The sequence below is a fragment of the Enterobacter cloacae complex sp. HYC042_NIDB genome (assembly GCF_056673315.1).
This window is the reverse complement of record NZ_CP109650.1, coordinates 4309000-4329804: the sequence shown is the minus strand read 5'-3', so window position 1 is coordinate 4329804 and position 20805 is coordinate 4309000. Positions and strand designations below refer to the sequence as shown.

Annotated in this window: 21 protein-coding genes and 1 other RNA gene; 8 read left to right on the top strand and 14 right to left on the bottom strand. The window is 56.9% G+C overall.

The genetic code is table 11. From position 1 onward, the window contains the following. The first annotated feature begins 2 nt into the window (after positions 1-2). Complete coding sequence (locus OKF39_RS20670) at positions 3-437, top strand: YhbP family protein (protein WP_047364709.1); 435 nt, start codon at positions 3-5, stop codon at positions 435-437. On the opposite strand, the gene OKF39_RS20665 is transcribed toward OKF39_RS20670, so the two are convergent. Next, entirely contained in the window at positions 417-935 is a 519-nt protein-coding gene (locus OKF39_RS20665) for a type 1 glutamine amidotransferase domain-containing protein (protein WP_028014537.1), read from the bottom strand. The two genes, OKF39_RS20670 and OKF39_RS20665, sit on opposite strands and share 21 nt — an antisense overlap. Positions 936-1063: 128 nt before the next feature. Here OKF39_RS20665 and OKF39_RS20660 point away from each other — a divergent pair, with 128 nt between their 5' ends. Together OKF39_RS20660 and OKF39_RS20655 are read left to right on the top strand one after the other, a co-directional pair. Then, the gene (locus tag OKF39_RS20660) at positions 1064-1708 is read left to right on the top strand and encodes an NAD(P)H-binding protein (protein ID WP_032644919.1); all 645 of its coding nucleotides are present in this window, start codon (positions 1064-1066) and stop codon (positions 1706-1708) included. A gap of 40 nt (positions 1709-1748) precedes the next feature. Then, on the top strand, positions 1749-2786 hold the full coding sequence (locus tag OKF39_RS20655) for a permease (protein WP_479983322.1): 1038 nt from the start codon (positions 1749-1751) through the stop codon (positions 2784-2786). Positions 2787-2835: 49 nt separating this feature from the next. Here OKF39_RS20655 and dolP read toward each other — a convergent pair whose 3' ends face one another. From dolP to OKF39_RS20635, 4 genes are read right to left on the bottom strand one after another with little or no spacing between them, the layout of a single operon-like run. Then, positions 2836-3411, bottom strand: coding sequence for a division/outer membrane stress-associated lipid-binding lipoprotein (gene dolP, locus OKF39_RS20650; protein WP_028014534.1), 576 nt, complete (start codon positions 3409-3411; stop codon positions 2836-2838). A gap of 9 nt (positions 3412-3420) precedes the next feature. Continuing rightward, the gene (diaA, locus tag OKF39_RS20645; RefSeq protein ID WP_003861754.1) at positions 3421-4011 is read right to left on the bottom strand and encodes a DnaA initiator-associating protein DiaA; all 591 of its coding nucleotides are present in this window, start codon (positions 4009-4011) and stop codon (positions 3421-3423) included. A gap of 21 nt (positions 4012-4032) precedes the next feature. Next, on the bottom strand, positions 4033-4428 hold the full coding sequence (locus OKF39_RS20640) for a YraN family protein (protein ID WP_028014533.1): 396 nt from the start codon (positions 4426-4428) through the stop codon (positions 4033-4035). Next, positions 4386-6533 (bottom strand): penicillin-binding protein activator, encoded by a 2148-nt coding sequence (locus OKF39_RS20635; RefSeq protein WP_069732650.1) that lies wholly within the window; start codon positions 6531-6533, stop codon positions 4386-4388. The genes OKF39_RS20640 and OKF39_RS20635 overlap by 43 nt, the downstream gene beginning before the upstream one ends. 61 nt (positions 6534-6594) lie before the next feature. On the opposite strand from OKF39_RS20635, the gene rsmI reads away from it, so the two are divergent. After that, positions 6595-7458 (top strand): 16S rRNA (cytidine(1402)-2'-O)-methyltransferase, encoded by an 864-nt coding sequence (gene rsmI / locus OKF39_RS20630; protein WP_047364705.1) that lies wholly within the window; start codon positions 6595-6597, stop codon positions 7456-7458. A 64-nt stretch (positions 7459-7522) separates the two neighbouring features. Here rsmI and OKF39_RS20625 read toward each other — a convergent pair whose 3' ends face one another. The 8 genes from OKF39_RS20625 to kbaZ all read right to left on the bottom strand — a co-directional run bounded on the left by OKF39_RS20625 (position 7523) and on the right by kbaZ (position 15648). After that, positions 7523-9412, bottom strand: a complete 1890-nt coding sequence (locus OKF39_RS20625) for an alpha-galactosidase (RefSeq protein WP_479983321.1) — start codon at positions 9410-9412, stop codon at positions 7523-7525. A gap of 19 nt (positions 9413-9431) precedes the next feature. After that, the gene (gene kbaY / locus OKF39_RS20620; protein WP_063155282.1) at positions 9432-10304 is read right to left on the bottom strand and encodes a tagatose-bisphosphate aldolase subunit KbaY; all 873 of its coding nucleotides are present in this window, start codon (positions 10302-10304) and stop codon (positions 9432-9434) included. A gap of 12 nt (positions 10305-10316) precedes the next feature. Further along, on the bottom strand, positions 10317-11462 hold the full coding sequence (locus tag OKF39_RS20615) for an SIS domain-containing protein (RefSeq protein WP_479983320.1): 1146 nt from the start codon (positions 11460-11462) through the stop codon (positions 10317-10319). 276 nt (positions 11463-11738) lie between these two features. Further along, on the bottom strand, positions 11739-12173 hold the full coding sequence (gene agaF, locus OKF39_RS20610) for a PTS galactosamine/N-acetylgalactosamine transporter subunit IIA (RefSeq protein WP_047367065.1): 435 nt from the start codon (positions 12171-12173) through the stop codon (positions 11739-11741). 16 nt (positions 12174-12189) lie between these two features. Beyond that, positions 12190-13068 (bottom strand): PTS N-acetylgalactosamine transporter subunit IID, encoded by an 879-nt coding sequence (agaE, locus tag OKF39_RS20605; protein ID WP_047367066.1) that lies wholly within the window; start codon positions 13066-13068, stop codon positions 12190-12192. Then, positions 13058-13837 (bottom strand): PTS N-acetylgalactosamine transporter subunit IIC, encoded by a 780-nt coding sequence (agaW, locus tag OKF39_RS20600; protein ID WP_028014525.1) that lies wholly within the window; start codon positions 13835-13837, stop codon positions 13058-13060. Before agaW ends, agaE begins: the two co-directional genes overlap by 11 nt. Positions 13838-13847: 10 nt before the next feature. Then, positions 13848-14321, bottom strand: a complete 474-nt coding sequence (agaV, locus tag OKF39_RS20595; protein WP_028014524.1) for a PTS N-acetylgalactosamine transporter subunit IIB — start codon at positions 14319-14321, stop codon at positions 13848-13850. Positions 14322-14340: 19 nt separating this feature from the next. Beyond that, positions 14341-15648, bottom strand: coding sequence for a tagatose-bisphosphate aldolase subunit KbaZ (kbaZ, locus tag OKF39_RS20590; protein WP_048960553.1), 1308 nt, complete (start codon positions 15646-15648; stop codon positions 14341-14343). A 239-nt stretch (positions 15649-15887) separates the two neighbouring features. Between kbaZ and OKF39_RS20585 the strand changes: the two genes are divergently transcribed. After that, positions 15888-16691: a DeoR family transcriptional regulator gene (locus OKF39_RS20585; protein ID WP_479983319.1), complete on the top strand. Its 804-nt coding sequence runs from the start codon at positions 15888-15890 to the stop codon at positions 16689-16691. A 47-nt stretch (positions 16692-16738) separates the two neighbouring features. On the opposite strand, the gene garD is transcribed toward OKF39_RS20585, so the two are convergent. Further along, positions 16739-18310 carry a galactarate dehydratase gene (garD, locus tag OKF39_RS20580; RefSeq protein ID WP_047367069.1) on the bottom strand — a complete coding sequence of 524 codons (1572 nt, stop codon included), beginning with the start codon at positions 18308-18310 and terminating at the stop codon, positions 16739-16741. Positions 18311-18668: 358 nt separating this feature from the next. On the opposite strand from garD, the gene garL reads away from it, so the two are divergent. The 3 genes from garL to rnpB all read left to right on the top strand — a co-directional run bounded on the left by garL (position 18669) and on the right by rnpB (position 20787). After that, a complete protein-coding gene (gene garL, locus OKF39_RS20575) occupies positions 18669-19439 on the top strand; it encodes a 2-dehydro-3-deoxyglucarate aldolase (protein ID WP_028014520.1) in 771 nt (256 codons plus the stop codon). A gap of 21 nt (positions 19440-19460) precedes the next feature. Continuing rightward, the gene (gene garR, locus OKF39_RS20570) at positions 19461-20351 is read left to right on the top strand and encodes a 2-hydroxy-3-oxopropionate reductase (protein WP_047367070.1); all 891 of its coding nucleotides are present in this window, start codon (positions 19461-19463) and stop codon (positions 20349-20351) included. A gap of 59 nt (positions 20352-20410) precedes the next feature. Then, positions 20411-20787: RNase P RNA component class A (gene rnpB, locus OKF39_RS20565), an RNA gene on the top strand. Positions 20788-20805 lie beyond the last annotated feature (18 nt).

Genomic DNA, 20805 nt, shown 5'->3' with positions numbered 1-20805 from the left:
AAATGGAAACACTGGCCGCCATTAACCGCTGGCTGGCAAAGCAGCACGTCGTGACCTGGTGCGTATATAGCGAGGGCGAAATGTGGTGCGCCAACGCCTTTTACTACTACGATCCTGAACGCGTCGCTTTTTACGTCATGAGTGAGGACAAAACGCGGCATGCCCAGATGACCGGCCAGCAGGCAAAAGTGGCGGGCACGGTCAACGGTCAGCCGAAAACGGTCGCGCTGATCCGCGGCGTGCAGTTCAAGGGTGAGATTCGTCGTCTGGAAGGTGAAGAAAGCGACGCACAGCGTAAACGCTACACGCGCCGCTTCCCGGTTGCTGCTGCGCTAAAAGCCCCGGTGTGGGAAATCCGCGTTGATGAGCTGAAATTTACCGACAACACCCTGGGCTTTGGCAAAAAGCTTCACTGGCTACGCGCCGAGCAGGCGTAGCGCTTCGCGGTTAAACGCCGGGAGATCGTCCGGGGTCCGGCTGGTGATCAGCTGGTCGTTATCGTTGACCACCTCCTGATCGTAAAACTCGGCCCCTGCGTTTTTCAGATCGATAACGATCGGTTTCACCGCCGTAAGCTTACGCCCGCGGACCACTTCAGCGCTGATCAGCAGCTGCGGGCCGTGGCAGATGGCAAAGACCGGCTTGCCGGTGCCGACGAAGTCACGGGTAAAGGTGACGAAACGCTCGTCCCCGCGCAGGGAATCCGGTGAATGGCCGCCTGGTAACAGCAGGGCGTCGAAATCTGACGGGCTGACGTTATCGATGGACTCGTCGATGGTCACGCTGGCTTCTCCCTTGTGGCCCTTCACGGTTTTACCCGCTTCTTTCTCAATGGTGATGACCTCGTGGCCTGCCTTGCGGAATGCCTCAGCTGGCGACGTAAATTCTGAATCTTCAAACTCGTCGGTAATCAAGACTGCGATTTTTTTACCCATGCTTCCTCCGTTGTTTTCGCTTCAGACTGTTTTTTTCCCGTTTGTGGTAAATACTTACCGGTAACAGACTTTTAAGTGTGGTAGAGCAGGTCCAGATCGCAAACGGACAATTCTGTAAAGGGGATAAGATGAGTCAGGTACTGATTACCGGCGCAACCGGGCTGGTGGGTGGACATCTGCTGCGGTTGCTGATCCAGGACCGGCATATCAACTATATTGCCGCCCCGACGCGCCGCCCGCTGTTGGATATCACTGGCGTCTATAACCCGCACGATCCCCAGCTCACCGACGCGCTGGCGCAGGTGCAGGATCCTATAGATATCGCCTTTTGCTGCCTGGGCACGACGCGGCGTGAGGCGGGCAGTAAAGAAGCGTTCGTCCATGCGGACTACACGCTGGTGGTGGATACCGCCCTGACGGCGAAAAAGCTGGGGGCAAAACATTTTCTGGTGGTGAGCTCGCACGGCGCCAGCACCGGCTCACCGTTTTTTTACAATCAGGTGAAGGGCAAAATGGAAGAGGCGCTGATTGCGCAGAAGTGGGAGCGCCTGACAATCGTGCGGCCTTCCATGCTGATGGGCCACCGCGACGAACGGCGTTTTAACGAATCCTTCTTCGCCCCGCTGTTTCGTATCCTGCCGGGTAACTGGAAGTCCATCGAGGCGCGGGACGTCGCGCAGGCGATGCTGAAAGAGGCGCTGGCTCCTTCGCAGGAGGGCGTCAATATCATCCCTTCGGCAAAACTGCGTGAAATCGCGCAGGGCGAGGCGTAAACTTCTCCGGCTTATTAAATAACACTCTCCGGGGAATGGTATGACTGGTCAGTCTTCATCTCAGGCGGCAACACCTGTCCAATGGTGGAAGCCCGCACTCTTCTTTCTCGTGGTCATCATTGGCCTCTGGTATGTGAAATGGCAGCCGTACTACGGCAAAGCCTTCACCGCCGCCGAAACGCACAGCATCGGTAAATCTATACTCGCTCAGGCTGATGCCAGCCCGCTGAAGGCGGCATGGGATTACGCCATGGTCTACTTCCTGGCGGTGTGGAAAGCTGCCGTCTTAGGGGTAATCCTGGGATCGCTGATTCAGGTACTTATTCCGCGAAACTGGCTGGTGAAAACACTCGGGCAGCCGCGCTTTCAGGGCACGCTGCTGGGGACGATTTTCTCTCTGCCGGGCATGATGTGCTCCTGCTGTGCCGCACCGGTAGCGGCGGGTATGCGCCGCCAGCGCGTATCCATGGGCGGTGCGCTGGCATTCTGGATGGGGAACCCGCTGCTCAACCCGGCGACGCTGGTGTTTATGGGCTTTGTGCTCGGCTGGCATTTTGCCGCTATCCGTCTGGTTGCCGGGCTGCTGACGGTGCTGGTGGTGGCGACGCTGGTACAAAAACTGGTGAAGGATACTGCCGTCGAACCCGCAGCCGTTGAACTGGACGTCAGCGAACCGCAGGGCGGTTTCTTCACTCGCTGGGGTAAGGCGCTGTGGCAGCTTTTCTGGAGCACCATTCCGGTCTATATCCTGGCGGTACTGGTTCTGGGCGCGGCGCGCGTCTGGCTCTTCCCGCATGCGGATGGGGCGATCGACAACGCGCTGATGTGGGTGATTGCGATGGCCGTTGCAGGCTGCCTGTTTGTGATCCCCACGGCGGCAGAAATTCCGATTGTCCAGACCATGATGCTGGCCGGTATGGGTACCGCACCGGCGCTGGCGCTGCTTATCACCTTGCCGGCAATCAGCCTGCCGTCGCTCATCATGCTGCGTAAGTCTTTCCCGGCGAAAGCGCTGTGGCTGACGGCGGGGCTGGTGGCGTTGAGCGGAGTGATGGTGGGGAGTATTGCGTTGATGTAAAAAAAGCCCGGTGGCGCTCGCGCCTACCGGGCCTTTAGTCAGACGTGGATTACTTAATGTAGGTAAACGCGGTGGTGACGTGCTTCACGCCGCTCACCCGGCTGGCGATATCCGCCGCCGCTTTCCCTTCACGATCGGTCACCAGACCCAGCAGGAACACTTCACCGTTTTCGGTCGTTACTTTTACGTTTGAGGATTTCACCTGGTCTGAACCCAGCAGCTGGGAGCGGACTTTGGTGGTGATCCAGGTGTCAGACGACGCGGTGCCCAGGCTGATTGGCTGACCCTGGCGGATTTCATTGAAGACTTCCGTGGTGCCCTCAACGCCCATTGCGATCTGCTTCGCGCGGCTGGAGAGTTCGGTATTCGGTGCCTGACCCGTCAGCAGGACTTTGCCCTGATAAGCCGTCACGTTGATACGCGCTTCTTTCTTGATTTGTTCGTCTTTCGACAGCGCACTGTTGACCCGCAGCTCCAGCGTACCGTCATCCACCTGGGTTCCCACAGAGCGCGGATCGGTCGCCGCTTTGGTGCCTACTGCGGCAGTACCCACAACGGCCGCAGCAATACATCCCTGAAGCAGTAATGCAGACATAAGGACTGCGAGGGTCGATAAAGCCTTCATAAAAACTCCTTAATCATCCTGGTGAGGGAAAAGCGTGTTATCGATCAAATCGCATAAGCAGTTCACCGTGAGCATATGCATCTCCTGGATACGTGCGCTACGGTGAGACGGAATGCGGATTTCCACATCCTGCGGCCCGAGCAGACCCGCCAGCTCACCGCCGTCATAGCCGGTTAAGGCGACGATGGTCATGTCGCGGGTAACGGCGGCTTCAACGGCTTTGACGATGTCCCGGCTGTTGCCGCGCGTGGAGATCGCCAGCAGCACATCGCCGGCATGCCCCAGGGCGCGCACCTGCTTTGCGTAAATTTCGTCATGCAGACGATCGTTAGCAATCGCTGTTAAGACCACATTATCGGTATTAAGTGCAATGGCAGGTAAACTCGGGCGTTCGGTTTCAAAACGGTTAATCATGCTGGCAGCAAAATGCTGTGCGTTGGCGGCTGAGGTTCCGTTGCCACAACAGAGGATTTTGTTGCCGTTAAGCAGGGATTGCACCAGCGTCATTGCAGCGCGAGAGATCGCGTCCGGAAGGGCTTCCGCCGCGGCAATCTGAGTCTGGATGCTTTCTGTGAAGCACACTTTAATTCTTTCGAGCACGTTATCCCTTTTAAATCTTAATTATGCGTCTTCGCCAAAAGCGTTTTTAAGCCATTCGATCTCATTTCCGGTGAAGGCTATCACATCGAAACGGCAATCCACAGTATCAAAGCTCCCATTATGGCGGGCAAGCCACAAGTGGGCAGTCTGTAATAATTTATGTTGTTTGGCGAGCGTCACGCTGGCGGCAGCACCGCCAAAACGGGAAGACTGTCGAAAGCGGACTTCTACAAACACAATCACCTGACCGTCTTTCATGATCAGATCAATTTCGCCGCCGCGCCCGCGGACGTTGGCGGCGATAAAGCGCAGTCCTTTGCCTTCGAGCCAGCGACGCGCTTTTAACTCCCACGCATCGCCGGTCTCTTTACGGCTTAACTGGCCGGGACGATTTGCCCCTGCTGGTATTTGAGCCATGATAACTTCCTGTTAATCACACAGTCCTGAGTGGCGGTCAGATCGCCGGTGTTGCCGTTAAGCTCAAAGCCCGGCACCTGACGCATCTGGGTAAAGTGGTTTGCCAGCGCCCACGCATCAACACCCATCGCATACAGACGCGCCAGAGAGTAGTCGTTACGTACGGAGCTTAGCGCCTGCTGCATCAGCGCCGGGTTGCTGCCCGCCAGCATCGGGATTTCGCTGTACTGCAGGCCGTCCATTTCCAGACGGAAATCCGGGCCTGCGGTGCCCTGTGCGCTGCGGGAGCTGGCGTAGAGCGTTGCACCGCTCTGGCTGCCGTTACGCATCGCGATCATCGGCTTGATAAAGGCGATCTCCTGCGGCGTGGCAACGATATAGGCCGCATCCACTTTACCACCACCGCTTATCTGCGCGTCGGTTGGCGGGGCAGGGATGGTCAGGCCGCCAATGGTCACGCTCTGCTGCTGCGGCAGGCTGGCGGAAACCGGACTGCCGTTAAGCGCGATACCCGCCCCACCGTTAACGCCCGCACGCAGTTCAGAGACGGAACCGAATTTCTGCTGCAGCACGATGCCGCCGCCCAGCTTCTGCCATTCATCGGCAAAAGCATTAGCCACGCGATCGCCCAGCGTACTGCGTGGGATCAGCAGCAGCGGGGCCTGTTTACCCTGCTCATGGATATGACGCGCCGCATCGCGGGCTTCATCTTCCGGAGAGAGTGCGAAGTAGCAAATATTGGCCCGGTTCTGAACCTGTTCCGGCTGGTTGAGCGCCAGTACGTTCAGCGTGGTATTGCTCTTCATCAGCTCTTCCACGTTGTTTTTCAGCAGCGGGCCGACAACGATGCTTGCCCCGTCCTGCTGAACCTGCGCCAGCACCTGGTCAAGCGGCTTCGAACTGGTGTCGTAGATTTTCAGCTCAGCGCCAGGATTCGCGCTGGCGGTCGCCACGGCCTGCGGCTGAGCGGCAGGTTGTGATGCTGGTTGTGCCGGCTGCTGTTGAGGCTGTTCTGCCGTTGCCTCTGGTGCAGGCGTCGCTTGTGCCTCAGCCGGAGCCTGTGCTGCCGGTGCGGCAGTCGCTGGTGGGGTTGTCGGTGCGGTAACCGGGTTTTGCATTGTACCCTGCGGCGGGGTTTGTGCGGTGGTCAGGTCACTGGTCTCGGCGGCAGAGGGGCTGACAACGTCGTTCACGTTGGCCGCCTGCGCTGCCTGCACCGGAACCGCACTGCCCGTTACCGGCGTGGTGCCGTTTTTCGCCGCTTCAAAGCCCTGTTGAATCGTACGGCCAAACACTGCCGCCTGGCCATTCAGCGGCAGAAGCAGCGCAATTTTGCTTGTCGACGCAGGCTTAAAGTTCTGCACATTCACCAGCTGGGTTGGCAGCATTTTCGCGCCCGGGTTCTGCGGGTAACGGGTCTGCCAGTCGGTAATACCGGCTTTCAGCATTTTTGGATCGCTGCGGTTGTTAAACCACATCTGCTGCAGATCAAGCCAGCCCTGAAGCACGTTTTCGTCCGCGTTAATGACCAGCGCCTTTGCCTGATCCTGGGTCATCGAGGCAAGCGCCTGCCAGGTGGCATCAATGTTTTTCTGCTTGTCGGCACCGGCGAGCAGCGGCTCCTGGGCAATCAAGGCACGCAGCAGGGTCAGAGAAGGACGCCCCTGCTCAGCGGTAATGCCCGCCTGCCAGAAGCGCGCCTGCTGGTTTTTATCCAGCGCGCTCAGGTCGATGCTCCCCAGGATCTTTTTCGCGCCATCATAATCTTTCTGCGCGACCTTCAGCTCGGCAGAGAGCAGGCTCTGCTCAAGTTGCTGAGTATCGTTAAGCTCTTTCGGCAGTTGGCCGAACAGCTCGGCAGCCTGCTGGGTTTTGCCCTCTTTCAGCAGTGCACGAATGGCGAGTAATTGCCAGTTGATCCTGGTATCATTTGTACTCTGCGACATTTGTTGCAGATAAAAGCCAGAATCAGCCTGAGCGGAGCCCTGAAGATGGGCGGTGCTCTGGTCAGGTGCCTGGGTGCCACAGCCTGCAAAAATCAGGGCTGCGAGCAGCAGCGGCACGCTGCGCGTGGCTTTTTTTCGAAGAAACGTTAACGGTACCATACTGTATCCAGTGATTTTTTTACGCAATGCTCAATATTAAATCGGCAATACGGACGAAACAATGAAACAACACGAAACGGCAGATAATTCTCAAGGCCAGCTTTATATTGTACCTACTCCTATCGGGAATTTGTCTGATATTACCCAACGTGCGCTGAACGTATTGCAAGCTGTTGATTTAATTGCCGCTGAAGACACCCGACACACCGGTTTACTGCTGCAACATTTCGCGATTAACGCCCGTTTGTTTGCCCTGCACGATCACAATGAGCAACAAAAAGCCGAAACGCTGGTGGCGAAGCTCAAAGAGGGGCAGAACATAGCCCTGGTCTCCGATGCCGGTACGCCGCTGATCAACGATCCGGGCTATCACCTGGTGCGCACCTGTCGCGAAGCCGGTATCCGCGTAGTGCCACTGCCGGGCCCGTGTGCCGCGATTGCGGCGTTAAGCGCCGCAGGTCTGCCGTCTGACCGTTTCTGCTATGAAGGCTTCCTCCCTGCCAAATCCAAAGGCCGTCGCGATGTATTAAAGGAACTGGAAGCCGAGCCGCGTACCCTGATCTTCTACGAATCCACTCACCGCCTGCTGGAAAGCCTGGAAGATATGGTCACCGTCTGGGGCGAATCCCGCTACGTGGTGCTGGCGCGTGAGCTGACCAAAACCTGGGAAACCATTCACGGCGCGCCAGTCGGTGAACTGCTGGCGTGGGTGAAGGAAGACGAAAACCGCCGCAAAGGCGAAATGGTGCTGATTGTCGAAGGGCATAGGGCGGAAGAGGATGCCCTGCCTGCTGATGCGCTGCGCACGCTGGCCTTGCTGCAGGCCGAACTGCCGCTGAAGAAAGCGGCGGCATTAGCAGCAGAGATTCACGGCGTGAAGAAAAATGCGCTGTATAAATATGCGCTGGAGCAGCAGGGGGAGTAATTTCTGATACTGTTTTGCCGGGTGGCGGCTGCGCCTTACCCGGCCTACAGATTTATTTACTTTTCTATTTCCCAGGCATCGCCTCAAATACCAGCGTTTCCAGCGGCTGCAGCGTAATCACCACCGCGTTTTTGTACTCCTCAGGTACGGTTGAATTACTGCCGTACACCGCTTTGAGACTAAACTTCGCCGCGTCTCCCGTGGGTATTTCGAACTCTTTCGCTAAATCAAGATAGTAGCTTTGCGGCTTGTCCGAGGGGTTACGCAAGCCGAGTATGGCTTTCTCTTTACTCCACGAAGCCCAGCCGTAAACCTGCAGCGCCGTCGGGTCTCCGCCAATCCAGTGCGTATCCACCAGCACGCTGGCATTGTCACGCGACCATTTTGCGGCCTGCGCCAGCGTATCCCACTTCGCCTTGTTCAGCATTGAAGGGGTGATATACAGTTCCTGCAACTGGGTGCCGGTGGCGAAGTAGCTCCAGACCTGATCGGCAAAATCACTGTCCGTTTGCACCTTCTCCAGCCCGTAATAGGCATTCTCAGCGCTGACAATGCCGTGATACATCAGCGAGTTCAGCGGAAACAGCGGGCCTTTGCGCACAATGGAGCGGTACGTTTCGGCATCGCGGTAGGTCATCCACTGCTGCACCGGCGTGCCGGGACCGTACAGGTTGATGTCATCACCCTGACGCCAGATGGAATCCGCATAGAACAGCCAGGACGGACTGGCGTTGGTGCCGGTCGTCAGGTTGATAAACAGATTCGGGTTGGCGCTGCGCATGTTATGCAGCAGAGCGATGGAGGCGTCAAAATCCGAGGCGAACGGGCTACCCGGGATATGCGCGTTGGCATTACCCATCCCGTCCAGCTTGAACGAGGTAATGTGCTCGTTTTTGATAAGCTTAACGATCTGCTCATTGAAGTTTTTAAAGTAGTTAGGCCCTGACAGGGCCAGCTTCCCGTCGACGGTTTCGAACCCATACTCTTTTGCATGCGAGACGCGAACGTCACGCGGTTTGTTATACCCTCCCCACGGTGAGAGCCATAGTCCGACCGAGCTGTGCAGGCTGTCGGCTTTTTCCCGTACCTTGCCAAAACCGTTGCCGAATGCCGGGCCAAACAGCCAGCGCCCGGTCAGGTCGTCCCAGCCATCGTCCAGCAGGAAGGCGTCCAGCGCCACGCCGCGTCCGGCGATAAATTCCTTATTCCATTCATCCATCCGCCCCAGCACGTCCTGTTCGGAATAGGGGGTAAAGAAGCCAATATCCATCCAGCTGTTGTAGTGCAGGTAGGGCTTATACGGACGCGGACGCACGGCATTAATAAACTGGTTTACGCTGCGGCGCAGCTGGCTGGTTTCCGGGAAAGTGCCGAAATACGTGGTATAGCTGACCGGCGTTGCGGGCTGAATCGGCGTTTTTAACTCTACGTTGAGGTTGGTCGTCGCTTCATAGGCGTAGGTGTTAACGATGGGCTTGTCCGGGAGAATAAAGAACGAGTCCGCGACAATCGGCGAGCTGTTGATCGCCCCGTCAACGTAAGGTGCCTGCGTCTGTTTTTTCGTCGGGAAGAAGGTGATTTTTGCCACGTCACGCGGCTGACTTACCGCCGCGAGGGTGTAATCGATGCTGGCGTATTTATCTTTCACCAGGTTGAGCTTTACCGTCACGTTAAAATCCGGACGCGAAAAGTCGATGACAATGGCGCTGTCCTGCTTTTCGACGTGCTTGATTTTGAAATCAGCGGTGTGGATTTTGGTTTCGTCCGGCAGCGTCAGAAAGAACAGTTCCTGCGGGGTGATGGGGTGGTTGGCCTTTTTGTCAGTTACCACCACCGTTGAATTGGCGTCATCAAAGGACAGGGCAATCTTGTCGTTAGTGAGCGTGTAGTTCGCTGCCATCGCGCCATGGGAAACGCACAGGGCAAGCATTGAGAGGGTGAGCACTTTTTTCATTAAAGTAAGATCCTCTTTGTTATGCTTCTGCCGGAAGACGCAGACGGTTAGCCGAACCGCAAACGGCGATCTTGCTTCGGACCACCTCTTTCATGGCGTCCATCCCGACGCGCATGTAGAAGCGCGGATCGTTGCCCTGCGGGTTCTCGGCAAACCAGGCTTTGACCGCATCAGAGAAGGCGATTTTCAACTCGGTTGCGACATTAACTTTGCACACGCCCAGTTCAATAGTGCGGCGCACATCATCATCCGGAACATCGCTCGCTCCGTGCAGCACCAGCGGAACCGCTACCACCTCGCGGATCTCAGCCAGGCGCTGGAAGTCAATTTTGGGGCGTTTGGTATAGAGGCCGTGCGCGGTGCCGATGGCGACGGCGAGGCTGTCCACGCCGGTCAGCTCAACGAAGCGTTTCGCCTCCTGCGGGTCGGTCAGGAATGCGCTTTCGGCGTCGACGCTCATGTCATCTTCAACACCCCCCAGACGGCCCAGTTCCGCCTCAACGCTACAGTCGTTGAGGTGGCAAAAATCGACCACCGATTTCACCAGCTTCACGTTTTCTTCAAAGGGATAGTGGCTACCGTCGATCATTGCGCTGCGTACGCCGGCATGTACCTTGCGACGAATGTCATCCAGCGATTCGTGATGATCGAGATGCAGCGCCAACGGCATGTCGTAGCTGAGAGAGTACGCGCTGCACAGAGCGTAGATCTCCTCCAGCGCAATGTGTTTAAAAGTACCCGGCGTCCCGGCGAGGATCACCGGCGATCGCATTTCGCTGCACACTTCGAGGATCGCCTGGATCGTCTCGGCGTTATGGATGTTAAAGGCCGGAACGGCATAGCCCTTTGTCTGCGCGTCCTGCAGAAGATATTTGGTCGAAATAATACTCATAATACGATCCTCTTAAGCCTGCCACGGATGAATAACCACGCCCTGTACCACACGGTTGACCGTTCCGCTGGCGGATGGTGTGTCCGGCGTGTTGCCAACATGCAGAGACTGGGTTAGCGCAAAGACCTGGGCGTAGATCAGGAAGCAGAACGCCTGCTCCATATCGTTGAACGGACGGGAAGGCGGCAGCAGGATATGCGGCCCTGCTTCAATGGCCGGATCGTTTTCGGCGGCGATGGCGACAACGCGCATGGCCTGACGATCGCGGCGCAGTTCGGCCAGCAGATCCAGATCGTACTGACGTGTATACGGATGGCTGGAGATAAACACCACCACCAGCGTTTCGTTATCCACCAGTGACTTAGGCCCATGACGAAAGCCCGTTGGTGAATCGTAGAACGCCGCCAGCTTGCCCGCGGTCAGCTCCAGCACCTTCAGCGCAGACTCGCGCGCCGCGCCCTGCAGACCGCCGCTTCCCAGGTAAACAATCCGTTTCCACGGTTCGTTGCCAAAGACGCCCTCGCTGAAATCCCCGAGCGAGGTGAGGATCGCCTGGCAGCGATCGGCTACGTCCCGGAAGCTTTGGCTGCCGATCGTTTCTGGTGCGAATACGGCCAGACAGCTCGCCATCATGGTGGTAATGCTGCTGGTCATCGCGAACCCGCGATCGTGCGTTTCGGCTGGCATCAGCAGGGCAAAGGCGTTATCGCTCTCGACGGCGTTCTGGTACAGGCTTCCCGCCTCGTTGCAGGTGATCGACAGGTGGTAGCACTCGGGCACGAACCGGTTCGCCAGCTCAACGGCGGCGACGCTCTCTGGACTGTTGCCGGAGCGGGCAAAAGAGACCAGCAGCAGAGGGTGTGCCGGGCTGAAGTAATCCATCGGGTTGGTGACCAGATCGGTTGTCGGTATGGCGGAGACGTTTTTACCGGTGTGGCTCGCAAGCCAGGGGGCAATTATCTCGCCAATAAACGCGGAGGTGCCCGCGCCGGTGAGGACGATCCGCTGGTCTCGCTTACGCAGCAGCGGCGTCAGGAAACCGTCAATCGAGGTGCGCAGATTATCGATGTTGTTGAGTGAGCGGATCCAGCAGGCAGGCTGCTGGCGGATCTCTTTTTCGGTCCAGGTGCCGGTTGTGTCGGCGGTGGTTTGTTGCATAACTCAGTCCTTAGTCGTGTGAATTCCACATCAGACGCTGGCAAACGTGTCGCTATCTTTCGTTTCGTTTCACTTATTCACATTAGCAGTTAAACAAAATCTATAGGAAAGAAATCGAAAGTTCAATAACGAAAAAGGAATAAAGCGAAAAGTGTGATCGTGAAAAGAAAGGGTAAAACCAAGGAAAAGAAAAGAAAGGCCTTACGATCTGATGCCGTAAGGCCGCCGGGACACGCAATGTAAACTACGAAGGTGAACGCTGTGAAAGTAACCGGATCATATTCCTTCCTCTACGGGGGCTTCCTCGCGACAGCGACCAAGCTCATCCACCAGGCTGGTCAGGCCGCGGTGGCCGCACTCCAGCGCCTGCAGACGAAACGCTTCGCTACTTAATCCGTCACGTTCCAGCACCATTTCCAGCAAAAGCTGCAGGTTGGTGCCGGTAATCACTTCGCTACCCGGTCTTTGCATCGCGAGCGTCGAGGCCACGCGAAACGGCGTGCCGCCGAGAAGGTCGGTGAGGAAAATAATATCCTGCTCTGGATCCAGCTCACTCACCGCCTGCTCAAGCTGAGCGGTCAGCCTGGCAGTGGTGGAGTTTTCCGGAAAATCGATGGCGATAAACTGCGGCTGCTCGCCAAGGATCTGCCTCATCGCCTGTTCAAGCCCGCTGGCAAAGCCGCCGTGACCCGTCAAAATTATGCCTAACATCGCAACCTCTTTGCTTTTACAGGAAGTGACAGAATTTACCGACAACGCCCAGCACCACGGTAATACCGATCAGCCGCAGCGGGCTCCAGCCGCGGCGCACCAGCCAGAACATGGTCAGGGTGTAGACCAGCGGCAGGAACGCGGGCATCAGCTTGTCGATCACGTCGGTTTGCAGTTTAACGACCGCATCACCCGCCTTGATTTCAAGCGTCGTATTGAGTCGGACGTAGGTCGCCACCAGCGCGCCGATCACCGTCATCCCGACAATAGAGGCCGCGTGGCCCACCTTTTTGGTGTTGGCTTTGATCAGCGGAATGGCGGCAACGCCCATTCGGTATGCGTAGTGCGCCAGGCCAAAGCGCAGGCCGAGATGCACCACGTTGAACAGCACGATAAAAACCACCGCGCCAAGAATGGAGCCTTGCAGTGCCAGGCTGGCACCAATACCGCCGCAGATGGGTAACAGGGTCAGCCAGAACATGGCGTCACCAATGCCTCCGAGCGGGGCACCGACCGCAATTTTGGTGCTCTGAATGCTGTTTACATCCTGCTTGGAACGCTCCATTGCCAGAATAATGCCGATAACGAAGGTCACCAGAAACGGATGGGTGTTAAAGAAGCCCATATGACCTTTCATCGCCCGCGCCAGGTCCCGCTTATTGGTGTGGATCTTTTTCAGCGCGGGCAGCAACCCGTACAGCCAGCCGGAGGCCTGCATACGTTCATAGTTAAACGAGGCCTGCAGCAGCATGGAGCGCCAGGCCACGCGGTTAATGTCTTTTTTGGTCAGCTCCGCGCCAATGGTCTGGTCTTCATAGACGTTTTCATTCACGCCGCTCAGCAGCGTCTCTTCACTGACAGACGCGCCCGGCAGGGTGGTTTGATTAGATGCCATCTTCAAATTCCTCTTTCTGGGCCGCGGGCGCCGTCGGTTCAGGCGATTTACGCAGCAGGTCGATCAGCGCCATCGCCAGCGCCGCTGCGGCAATCGCCAGTACCGGAAGCTTCAGCCAGGCCGCGGCGACAAAACCGATAATGAAATAAGGGATGTAAACGTTTTTCATCATGATCTTCAGCAGCACGGCGAAGCCGATCGCTGGCATGATGCCGCCCGCGACGCCGAGACCGTCAATCAGACGCTCCGGCAGGATAGCAATGGCGGTTTTCGCGTGTTCAGCGCCAAAGTAGATGGGCAGAAACGCGCACAGGAAATAAAAAATGCCGAGCGCCAGCAGCGCCAGATAGTTGACTCGCTCTATGCCGTCGGTGTCCGCGTTGGCCGCCATGCGATCGCAGCGGGACATTACGCCGGACATCACGGAGAAGAGGAAGGTGATACCCATCTGCACCGCCACGGCAAACGGCACCGCGACCCCAACGGCGACATCCGGCTTCACGCCCGTGGTAATGGCAAACGTGGTGCCAACGATGGTGCCGATAATCACGTTCGGCGGCTGCGCGCCCGCCAGCGGCGCAAGACCCATCCAGACCAGCTCTAAGGTACCGCCGGTCAGGATCCCGGTATGCAGATCGCCCAGTATCAGGCCGACCAGAGGACCAAGCACCACCGGGCGGTGCATGTGTGTTAAGCCGTTAAACATATCCAGGCCCGCGATAAAGGCAAGAAGCCCCAGCGCGAATGCCTGCAACAGACTGATTTCCATTGTGAATCCCTCAAAGCAGTTTAAAGAGATCCAAAGCGGTCTCTGTTGGGACGCCCTGAACAAAGCATTCCACCCCGGCCGCTTTCAGGCCGTTGAACGCAGCGATATCGTTCGCGTCGACAGAGACCGTTTTGGCAATTTGCTGTTTGCCACTGGCGTAGTGCATGTTTCCGACATTGATACGGGTGATGGGCACGCCGCCTTCAACCAGCTTCAGAAAATCGGCGGGTGATTTGCAGACCAGCAGAATTTTCTGGCGGTCAGCGGCGCGGTGAATGTTGTCGATCACTTTTTGCAGCGACCAGAAACGCACGGCGATCCCTTCCGCGAGCACCATTTCCATCAGGTTTTGTTGAACCGGATCGTCTGCAACCTCGTCATTTGCCACCAGCACCAGGTTTGCCCCCGCAAACCCCACCCACTGCACGCCCACCTGTCCGTGGATCAGGCGTTCATCAATGCGGCATAAGACAATGTTTGGCATAGCGTTTTCCTCTTTTTAATTATGCGTGTGGAGTCGTTACGCCTTCGCAGGCGGCATGGTACTGCTGGAGTATGTCCTGAATGTGGTCAATGATGAGTTCCCGCGGCGTTGACTTGAGAGCGCCCTCGCGAACTTTGCTGTACTGCAACGGCAAATACTGGCTGATAAGCGGCAGCGGAATAGGTTCGTCTGCCAGATTGCGCACCAGTCGTTCAAAGGCATCGTCAATCTGGCTGTCCGGCCAGTAATAGCGCACGCGGTCGGAGTAGCTGTAGCCGCGGGCCAGGCGTCGGGCGTTGCCGTCACCGTGATAGTGGCTTTGCCAGTATTCCGGGCGATCGAGCATCACGTTTTCCAGAACGTGACGCAGGCCCGAGCTGGCTTTCGCCGGCAGCAGTTCTTCTTCAATGGCGGCCAGTGAGAACAGCGCTTCACGCAGGGCAAAGGTCAGGGCAGGGCCGACTTTTAAAATAGCGAAGTGATCGTTCACCAGCTGGCGCAGCGCCTGTTGCGTCTGGTAATCGGTAGAGTGTGCTTCAAATACCAGCGTGTCATAGGCTTCAACCATCTTGCTCAGCGCGACGGCTTTATGTGGCTGATAGTCACAAACGTGCGCATGATCGAACTCAACGCCGGGCTGAACCACCAGGCCAATAATGCGCGGCCAGATGTCGCTTAATCCTTCCTTCTCGAATGCATGGCGGTGTGCCTCAAGCGTGGCGCGCGCCGCCTCTGGCGTCGTGACCTCAAGCTCGGTCAGCGTTTCGTGCGCGCCGCCGGGAACCGGAACTTCCGTGCCGATAACGTAGACCAGATCGGCTACACCAAATTGCTCAAGACAGGTTGTTTCGGCAATTTTTGCCAGACGCGCGGCGCGCCCGGCAACGATCGCATCGGTTAAAGGAACCGGATCGTCTTCGCAGGACATGCTGCAATCGAGGTGAATTTTTTTAAATCCGGCTGCCACGTAGTGCCTGATCAGATCGTCGGCGTTCGCCATCGCCTGCAAAGCCGGCAGGTTTTGCCAGCGGTTGGGCCCTAAATGATCGCCGCCGAGGATCAGCTGTGACGTCGGGAAACCAAGCGATTGCGCCAGCTTACAGACGAACCCGTGAAAGTCGGCGGGCGTCATGCCGGTATAGCCGCCAAACTGATCCACCTGGTTTGAGGTGGCTTCAATCAGCAGTGGCGTTTGGCGTGAATGGGCGTAACGAATGGCAGCTTCAAGTACCAGTGGATGTGCGGAACAGACGGCATAAATCCCGTTTGCATTCCCCCGTTTATGTTGTTCCACCATTTCTGTCAGATGTTTCACTTTCCTCTCCATTTCGGATGGTAATGATTTTTATCTTTCGTTTTGTTTCATTTAATCCTGCATTATGGCGGTGTAAAAATAAAACGAAAGATAATGGTTTTCCGATCTGTTTCACAAAAGAAACACAATGAAAGGTTTCAGCTGTTCACAGGCTTGCGTAAGTCCTCCAGACAGCGCTTGCATTCGCTAAAAAGAAAGGCGTTAATAGACAAAACGAAATGAAATGAAAGTTTATTGATTAAGGATCTCGTATGAGCAGCAGCGATTCATCCGCAGAGAAGCGCATCACCGGCACCAGTGAAAGGCGGGAGCAGATCATTCAGCGGTTGCGGGCGCAGGGAAGCGTGCAGGTTAACGATCTGTCTCATCTGTACGGCGTATCGACGGTGACGATCCGTAACGATCTGGCGTTTCTGGAAAAGCAGGGCATCGCCGTTCGTGCCTACGGCGGGGCGCTGATCTGCGAAGGGAATGCGCCTGGCATCGAGCCTTCCGTTGAGGATAAAAGCTCGCTCAATACGGCGGTGAAGCGCAGCATCGCCCAGGCCGCCGCCGCGCTGGTAAAACCCGGGCACCGTATCATTCTCGATTCCGGCACCACGACTTTTGAGATCGCTCGTATGCTGCGCCAGCACACGGATGTCATTGCGATGACTAACGGGATGAACGTGGCGAATGCGTTGCTGGAAGCTGAAGGGGTAGAGCTGCTGATGACCGGCGGGCACTTGCGGCGTCAGTCGCAGTCCTTCTACGGCGACCAGGCGGAACAGTCCTTACAGAATTATCACTTTGATCTGCTGTTCCTGGGCGTCGATGCTATCGATCTCGATCGCGGTGTGAGCACGCACAACGAGGATGAAGCACGCCTGAACCGCAAAATGTGCGAGGTGGCAGAGCGTATTATTGTCGTGACCGACTCCAGCAAGTTTAACCGCTCAAGCCTGCATAAAATCATTGATACGCAAAGGATTGATATGATTATCGTTGATGGAGGCATTCCGGCGGAGAGTCTGGAAGGATTACGGAAAAGCGGGATTGAGGTGGTGTTGGTTTAAGGTTTTTTACCCTCTCCCCTATGGGGAGAGGGAAGGCTGAGGGGCCATTACGTCACCGGTGCCGGGTTAAATACCGCCAGCTGGTTATGCAATCCCCACTGGTCCGAGAAAGTTTTCTTCCTCCCGCTCGCTACGTCCAGAATAAAATGGAACAGCTTCCAGCCCACGTCCTCAATACTCTCTTCCCCGGTGGCGATGGTGCCCGCGTTGATATCCATTAAGTCATACCAACGGTTTGCCAGCTCGGTGCGCGTCGCCATCTTGATCACCGGGACCGCCATCAGGCCGTACGGCGTGCCGCGCCCGGTGGTAAAGACCTGCACCGTAATACCGGATGCGACCTGCTGCGTGCCGCACACAAAATCGCTGGCCGGCGTTGCCGCGTAGATCAGGCCGCGTTTCGTCGGGCGCTGTCCCGGAGAGAGCACCTCTGCAATGGCGCTCTGACCGGATTTGGCGATGGAGCCGAGGGCTTTTTCCACCACGTTTGCCAGGCCGCCTTTCTTGTTACCGGGAGAGGGATTGGCGCTGCGGTCTGTTTTGCCCATATCGAGATAGCTATCGTACCAGGCCATTTCCTCCAGCAGGCGCCTGCCGACCTCTTCATTAACGGCGCGCGGCGTCAGCAGGTGGATGGCGTCACGGACTTCGGTCACCTCGGAGAACATCACCGTGGCGCCGCAGCGAACGAGCAGATCGGACGCATAGCCCACCGCCGGGTTGGCCGTTACGCCGGAGAAGGCATCGCTGCCGCCGCACTGGGTTCCGACCACCAGCTCCGATGCCGGGCACGTTTCGCGCTGGCGGCGGTTGAGCTTGTCCAGATGTCGCTCTGCCACCTGAAGAATATCGTCGACCATTGAACGAAAACCAACGTGGCGCTCGTCCTGCAGGCGCACGATGCTGGCCCCGTCTGCCGGGATGGCTTTGACATCCTCGGTGCCCTGAAGCAGGCGCTCTGGCTGCAATTTTTCACAGCCGAGGCCAATGACCATCACCTCGCCGCCAAAGTTCGGATTCAGGGCGATATTGTGGATAGTACGGATCGGCACGACCGCCGCGGGCGCGTTGATCGCTACGCCGCAGCCGTACAGGTGGTTAAGACCCACTACGCCGTCGACGTTCGGGTACTTTGGCAGCAGATCGCGTTCAATGATTTTCACCACGTAATCCACCACGCCCGCCACGCAGTGCACGCTGGTGGTAATGCCGAGCAGGTTTTTGGTGCCGACGCTACCGTCCGCATTGCGGTACCCTTCAAAGGTATAGCCCTCCAGCGGCGGCAAAGCTTCAGGAACGCGGGTCGCCAGCGGAAGCGTATTCAGCGGCGGTGCTTCTGGCAGCGCCACCAGCGACTCCTCAATCCAGCTACCCTGCGGAATAGCGCTTACCGCATAGCCGATGACTTCGCCGTAGCGTACGATTTCACCGTGGGCAGGAATATCGACCAACGCGACCTTGTGCCCCTGCGGAATATGCTCAATTAGCTCCAGCCCGTCCGGGAAGCGGGTGCCTGCTTTTAAGCCATTGTCGTTGACAATAATCGCCACGTTATCCGTATCGTGAACCTTAATATAAAACGCCGTCGGGGGTGCCTCTCTAATTGCAATATCGGTCATTATTCACTCTTCTCCGGCAAAGTTTCAGCTATGAAAAATAACTCGTTGGATAATCGTTTTCTTAACGTAGAAATAAAGCATGTCAGGAGAAGAAAAGTGAAAATGTGATCGCGATCGTTTCAGGCGGACTAATCCTTGATTCTGTGCATTAGCGCCCACTGCTTTGTGCATATGCTCAAAATAGCATTGAGATGTAACGCAATACTTGAGCATCAAAACAATGTGCTGACGTGTAGAGCCGATTATACTGAATGACGATTTTATAACGCCACCATTCAGTCAGAGAAATAAATATAAAGAATCTGTTCTGGAATAAATATTACTGGCTAAAACTGCGGAATTAAAAAAGGGTTAAGTGATGAATAACGATATCTTCCCGAATAAGTTTAAAGCTGCCCTCGCGGCGCACCAGATTCAGATTGGCTGTTGGTCCGCGCTGGCAAACCCTATCAGCACCGAAGTGTTAGGCCTGGCCGGATTCGACTGGCTGGTGCTGGACGGCGAACACGCGCCGAACGATATCAGCACCTTTATTCCGCAGCTGATGGCGCTGAAAGGTAGCCCCAGCACTCCGGTAGTGCGCGTGCCAACTAACGAGCCGGTGATTATCAAGCGTCTGCTGGATATCGGTTTCTACAATTTCCTGATCCCGTTTGTGGAAACGGAAGAACAGGCGGCGCTGGCCGTGGCCTCAACGCGCTATCCGCCGGAAGGGATCCGCGGCGTCTCGGTATCGCACCGCGCCAACATGTTTGGCACCGTGCCGGACTATTTCGCCCAGTCCAATAGCAACATCACTATTCTGGTTCAGATTGAAAGCCAGCAGGGCGTTGATAACGTCGATGCGATTGCAGCCACAGACGGCGTGGACGGTATCTTTGTCGGTCCAAGCGATCTGGCTGCGGCGTTTGGGCATCTGGGCAACGCCAGCCACCCGGACGTACAGCGCGCAATCCAGCACATCTTTGCCCGCGCCAAAGCGCACGGCAAACCGTGCGGCATTCTGGCGCCGGTTGAAGCCGATGCCCGCCGCTACCTGGAGTGGGGAGCCACGTTCGTTGCCGTCGGCAGCGACCTCGGCGTGTTCCGCTCAGCGACGCAGAAATTAGCGGACGCTTTTAAAAAATAACCATCATTGAGGAAACAGATTATGACGCTGAAAGTGGGTTTTATTGGTCTTGGGATCATGGGTAAACCAATGAGTAAGAACCTGATTAAAGCGGGTTACTCACTGGTGGTATCCGATCACAATCCACAGTCTGTGGCTGAGGTGATGGCGGCGGGCGCGGAAACAGCTACTACCCCTAAAGCCATTGCTGAGCAGTGCGATGTCATCATCACCATGCTGCCAAATTCCCCTCACGTCCAAGAGGTCGCGCTTGGGGAGAACGGCATCATCGAAGGTGCGAAGCCAGGCCTGGTGCTGATTGATATGAGCTCTATTGCCCCGCTCGCGAGCCGTGAAATCAGCGAGGCGTTAAAAGCGAAGGGCGTAGAGATGCTGGATGCGCCCGTCAGCGGCGGCGAGCCGAAAGCCATCGACGGTACCCTGTCGGTGATGGTGGGCGGCGATAAGGCCGTGTTCGACAAATACTATGACCTGATGAAAGCGATGGCAGGCTCCGTAGTGCATACCGGAGACATTGGCGCGGGCAACGTTACCAAGCTCGCGAACCAGGTGATTGTGGCGCTGAACATTGCCGCCATGTCTGAAGCGCTGACGCTGGCAACGAAGGCGGGCGTCAATCCGGACCTGGTTTATCAGGCAATCCGTGGCGGTCTGGCGGGCAGTACGGTGCTGGATGCCAAAGCGCCGATGGTGATGGATCGTAATTTCAAACCCGGTTTCCGAATTGATCTGCACATCAAAGATCTGGCGAACGCGCTGGATACGTCTCACGGCGTGGGTGCACAGCTGCCGCTGACCGCTGCGGTTATGGAGATGATGCAGGCGCTGCGGGCGGATGGCCTGGGTACGGCCGATCACAGCGCGATTGCGTGCTACTACGAAAAACTGGCGAAGGTGGAAGTGGCGCGTTAATAGCATCTTGCCCGCACCTGAGGGTGACAGCGGCGCGCAAACCCTCTATACTGCGCGCCGAAGCTGACCAGACAGTCGCCGCTTCGTCGTCGTCCCTTTCGGGGGAGACGGGCGGAGGGGAGGAAAGTCCGGGCTCCATAGGGCAGGGTGCCAGGTAACGCCTGGGGGGGAAACCCACGACCAGTGCAACAGAGAGCAAACCGCCGATGGCCCGCGCAAGCGGGATCAGGTAAGGGTGAAAGGGTGCGGTAAGAGCGCACCGCGCGGCTGGTAACAGTCCGTGGCACGGTAAACTCCACCCGGAGCAAGGCCAAATAGGGGTTCACATGGTACGGCCCGTACTGAACCCGGGTAGGCTGCTTGAGCCAGTGAGCGATTGCTGGCCTAGATGAATGACTGTCCACGACAGAACCCGGCTTATCGGTCAGCTTCAACTTCTTCCAGAACCCCGCTT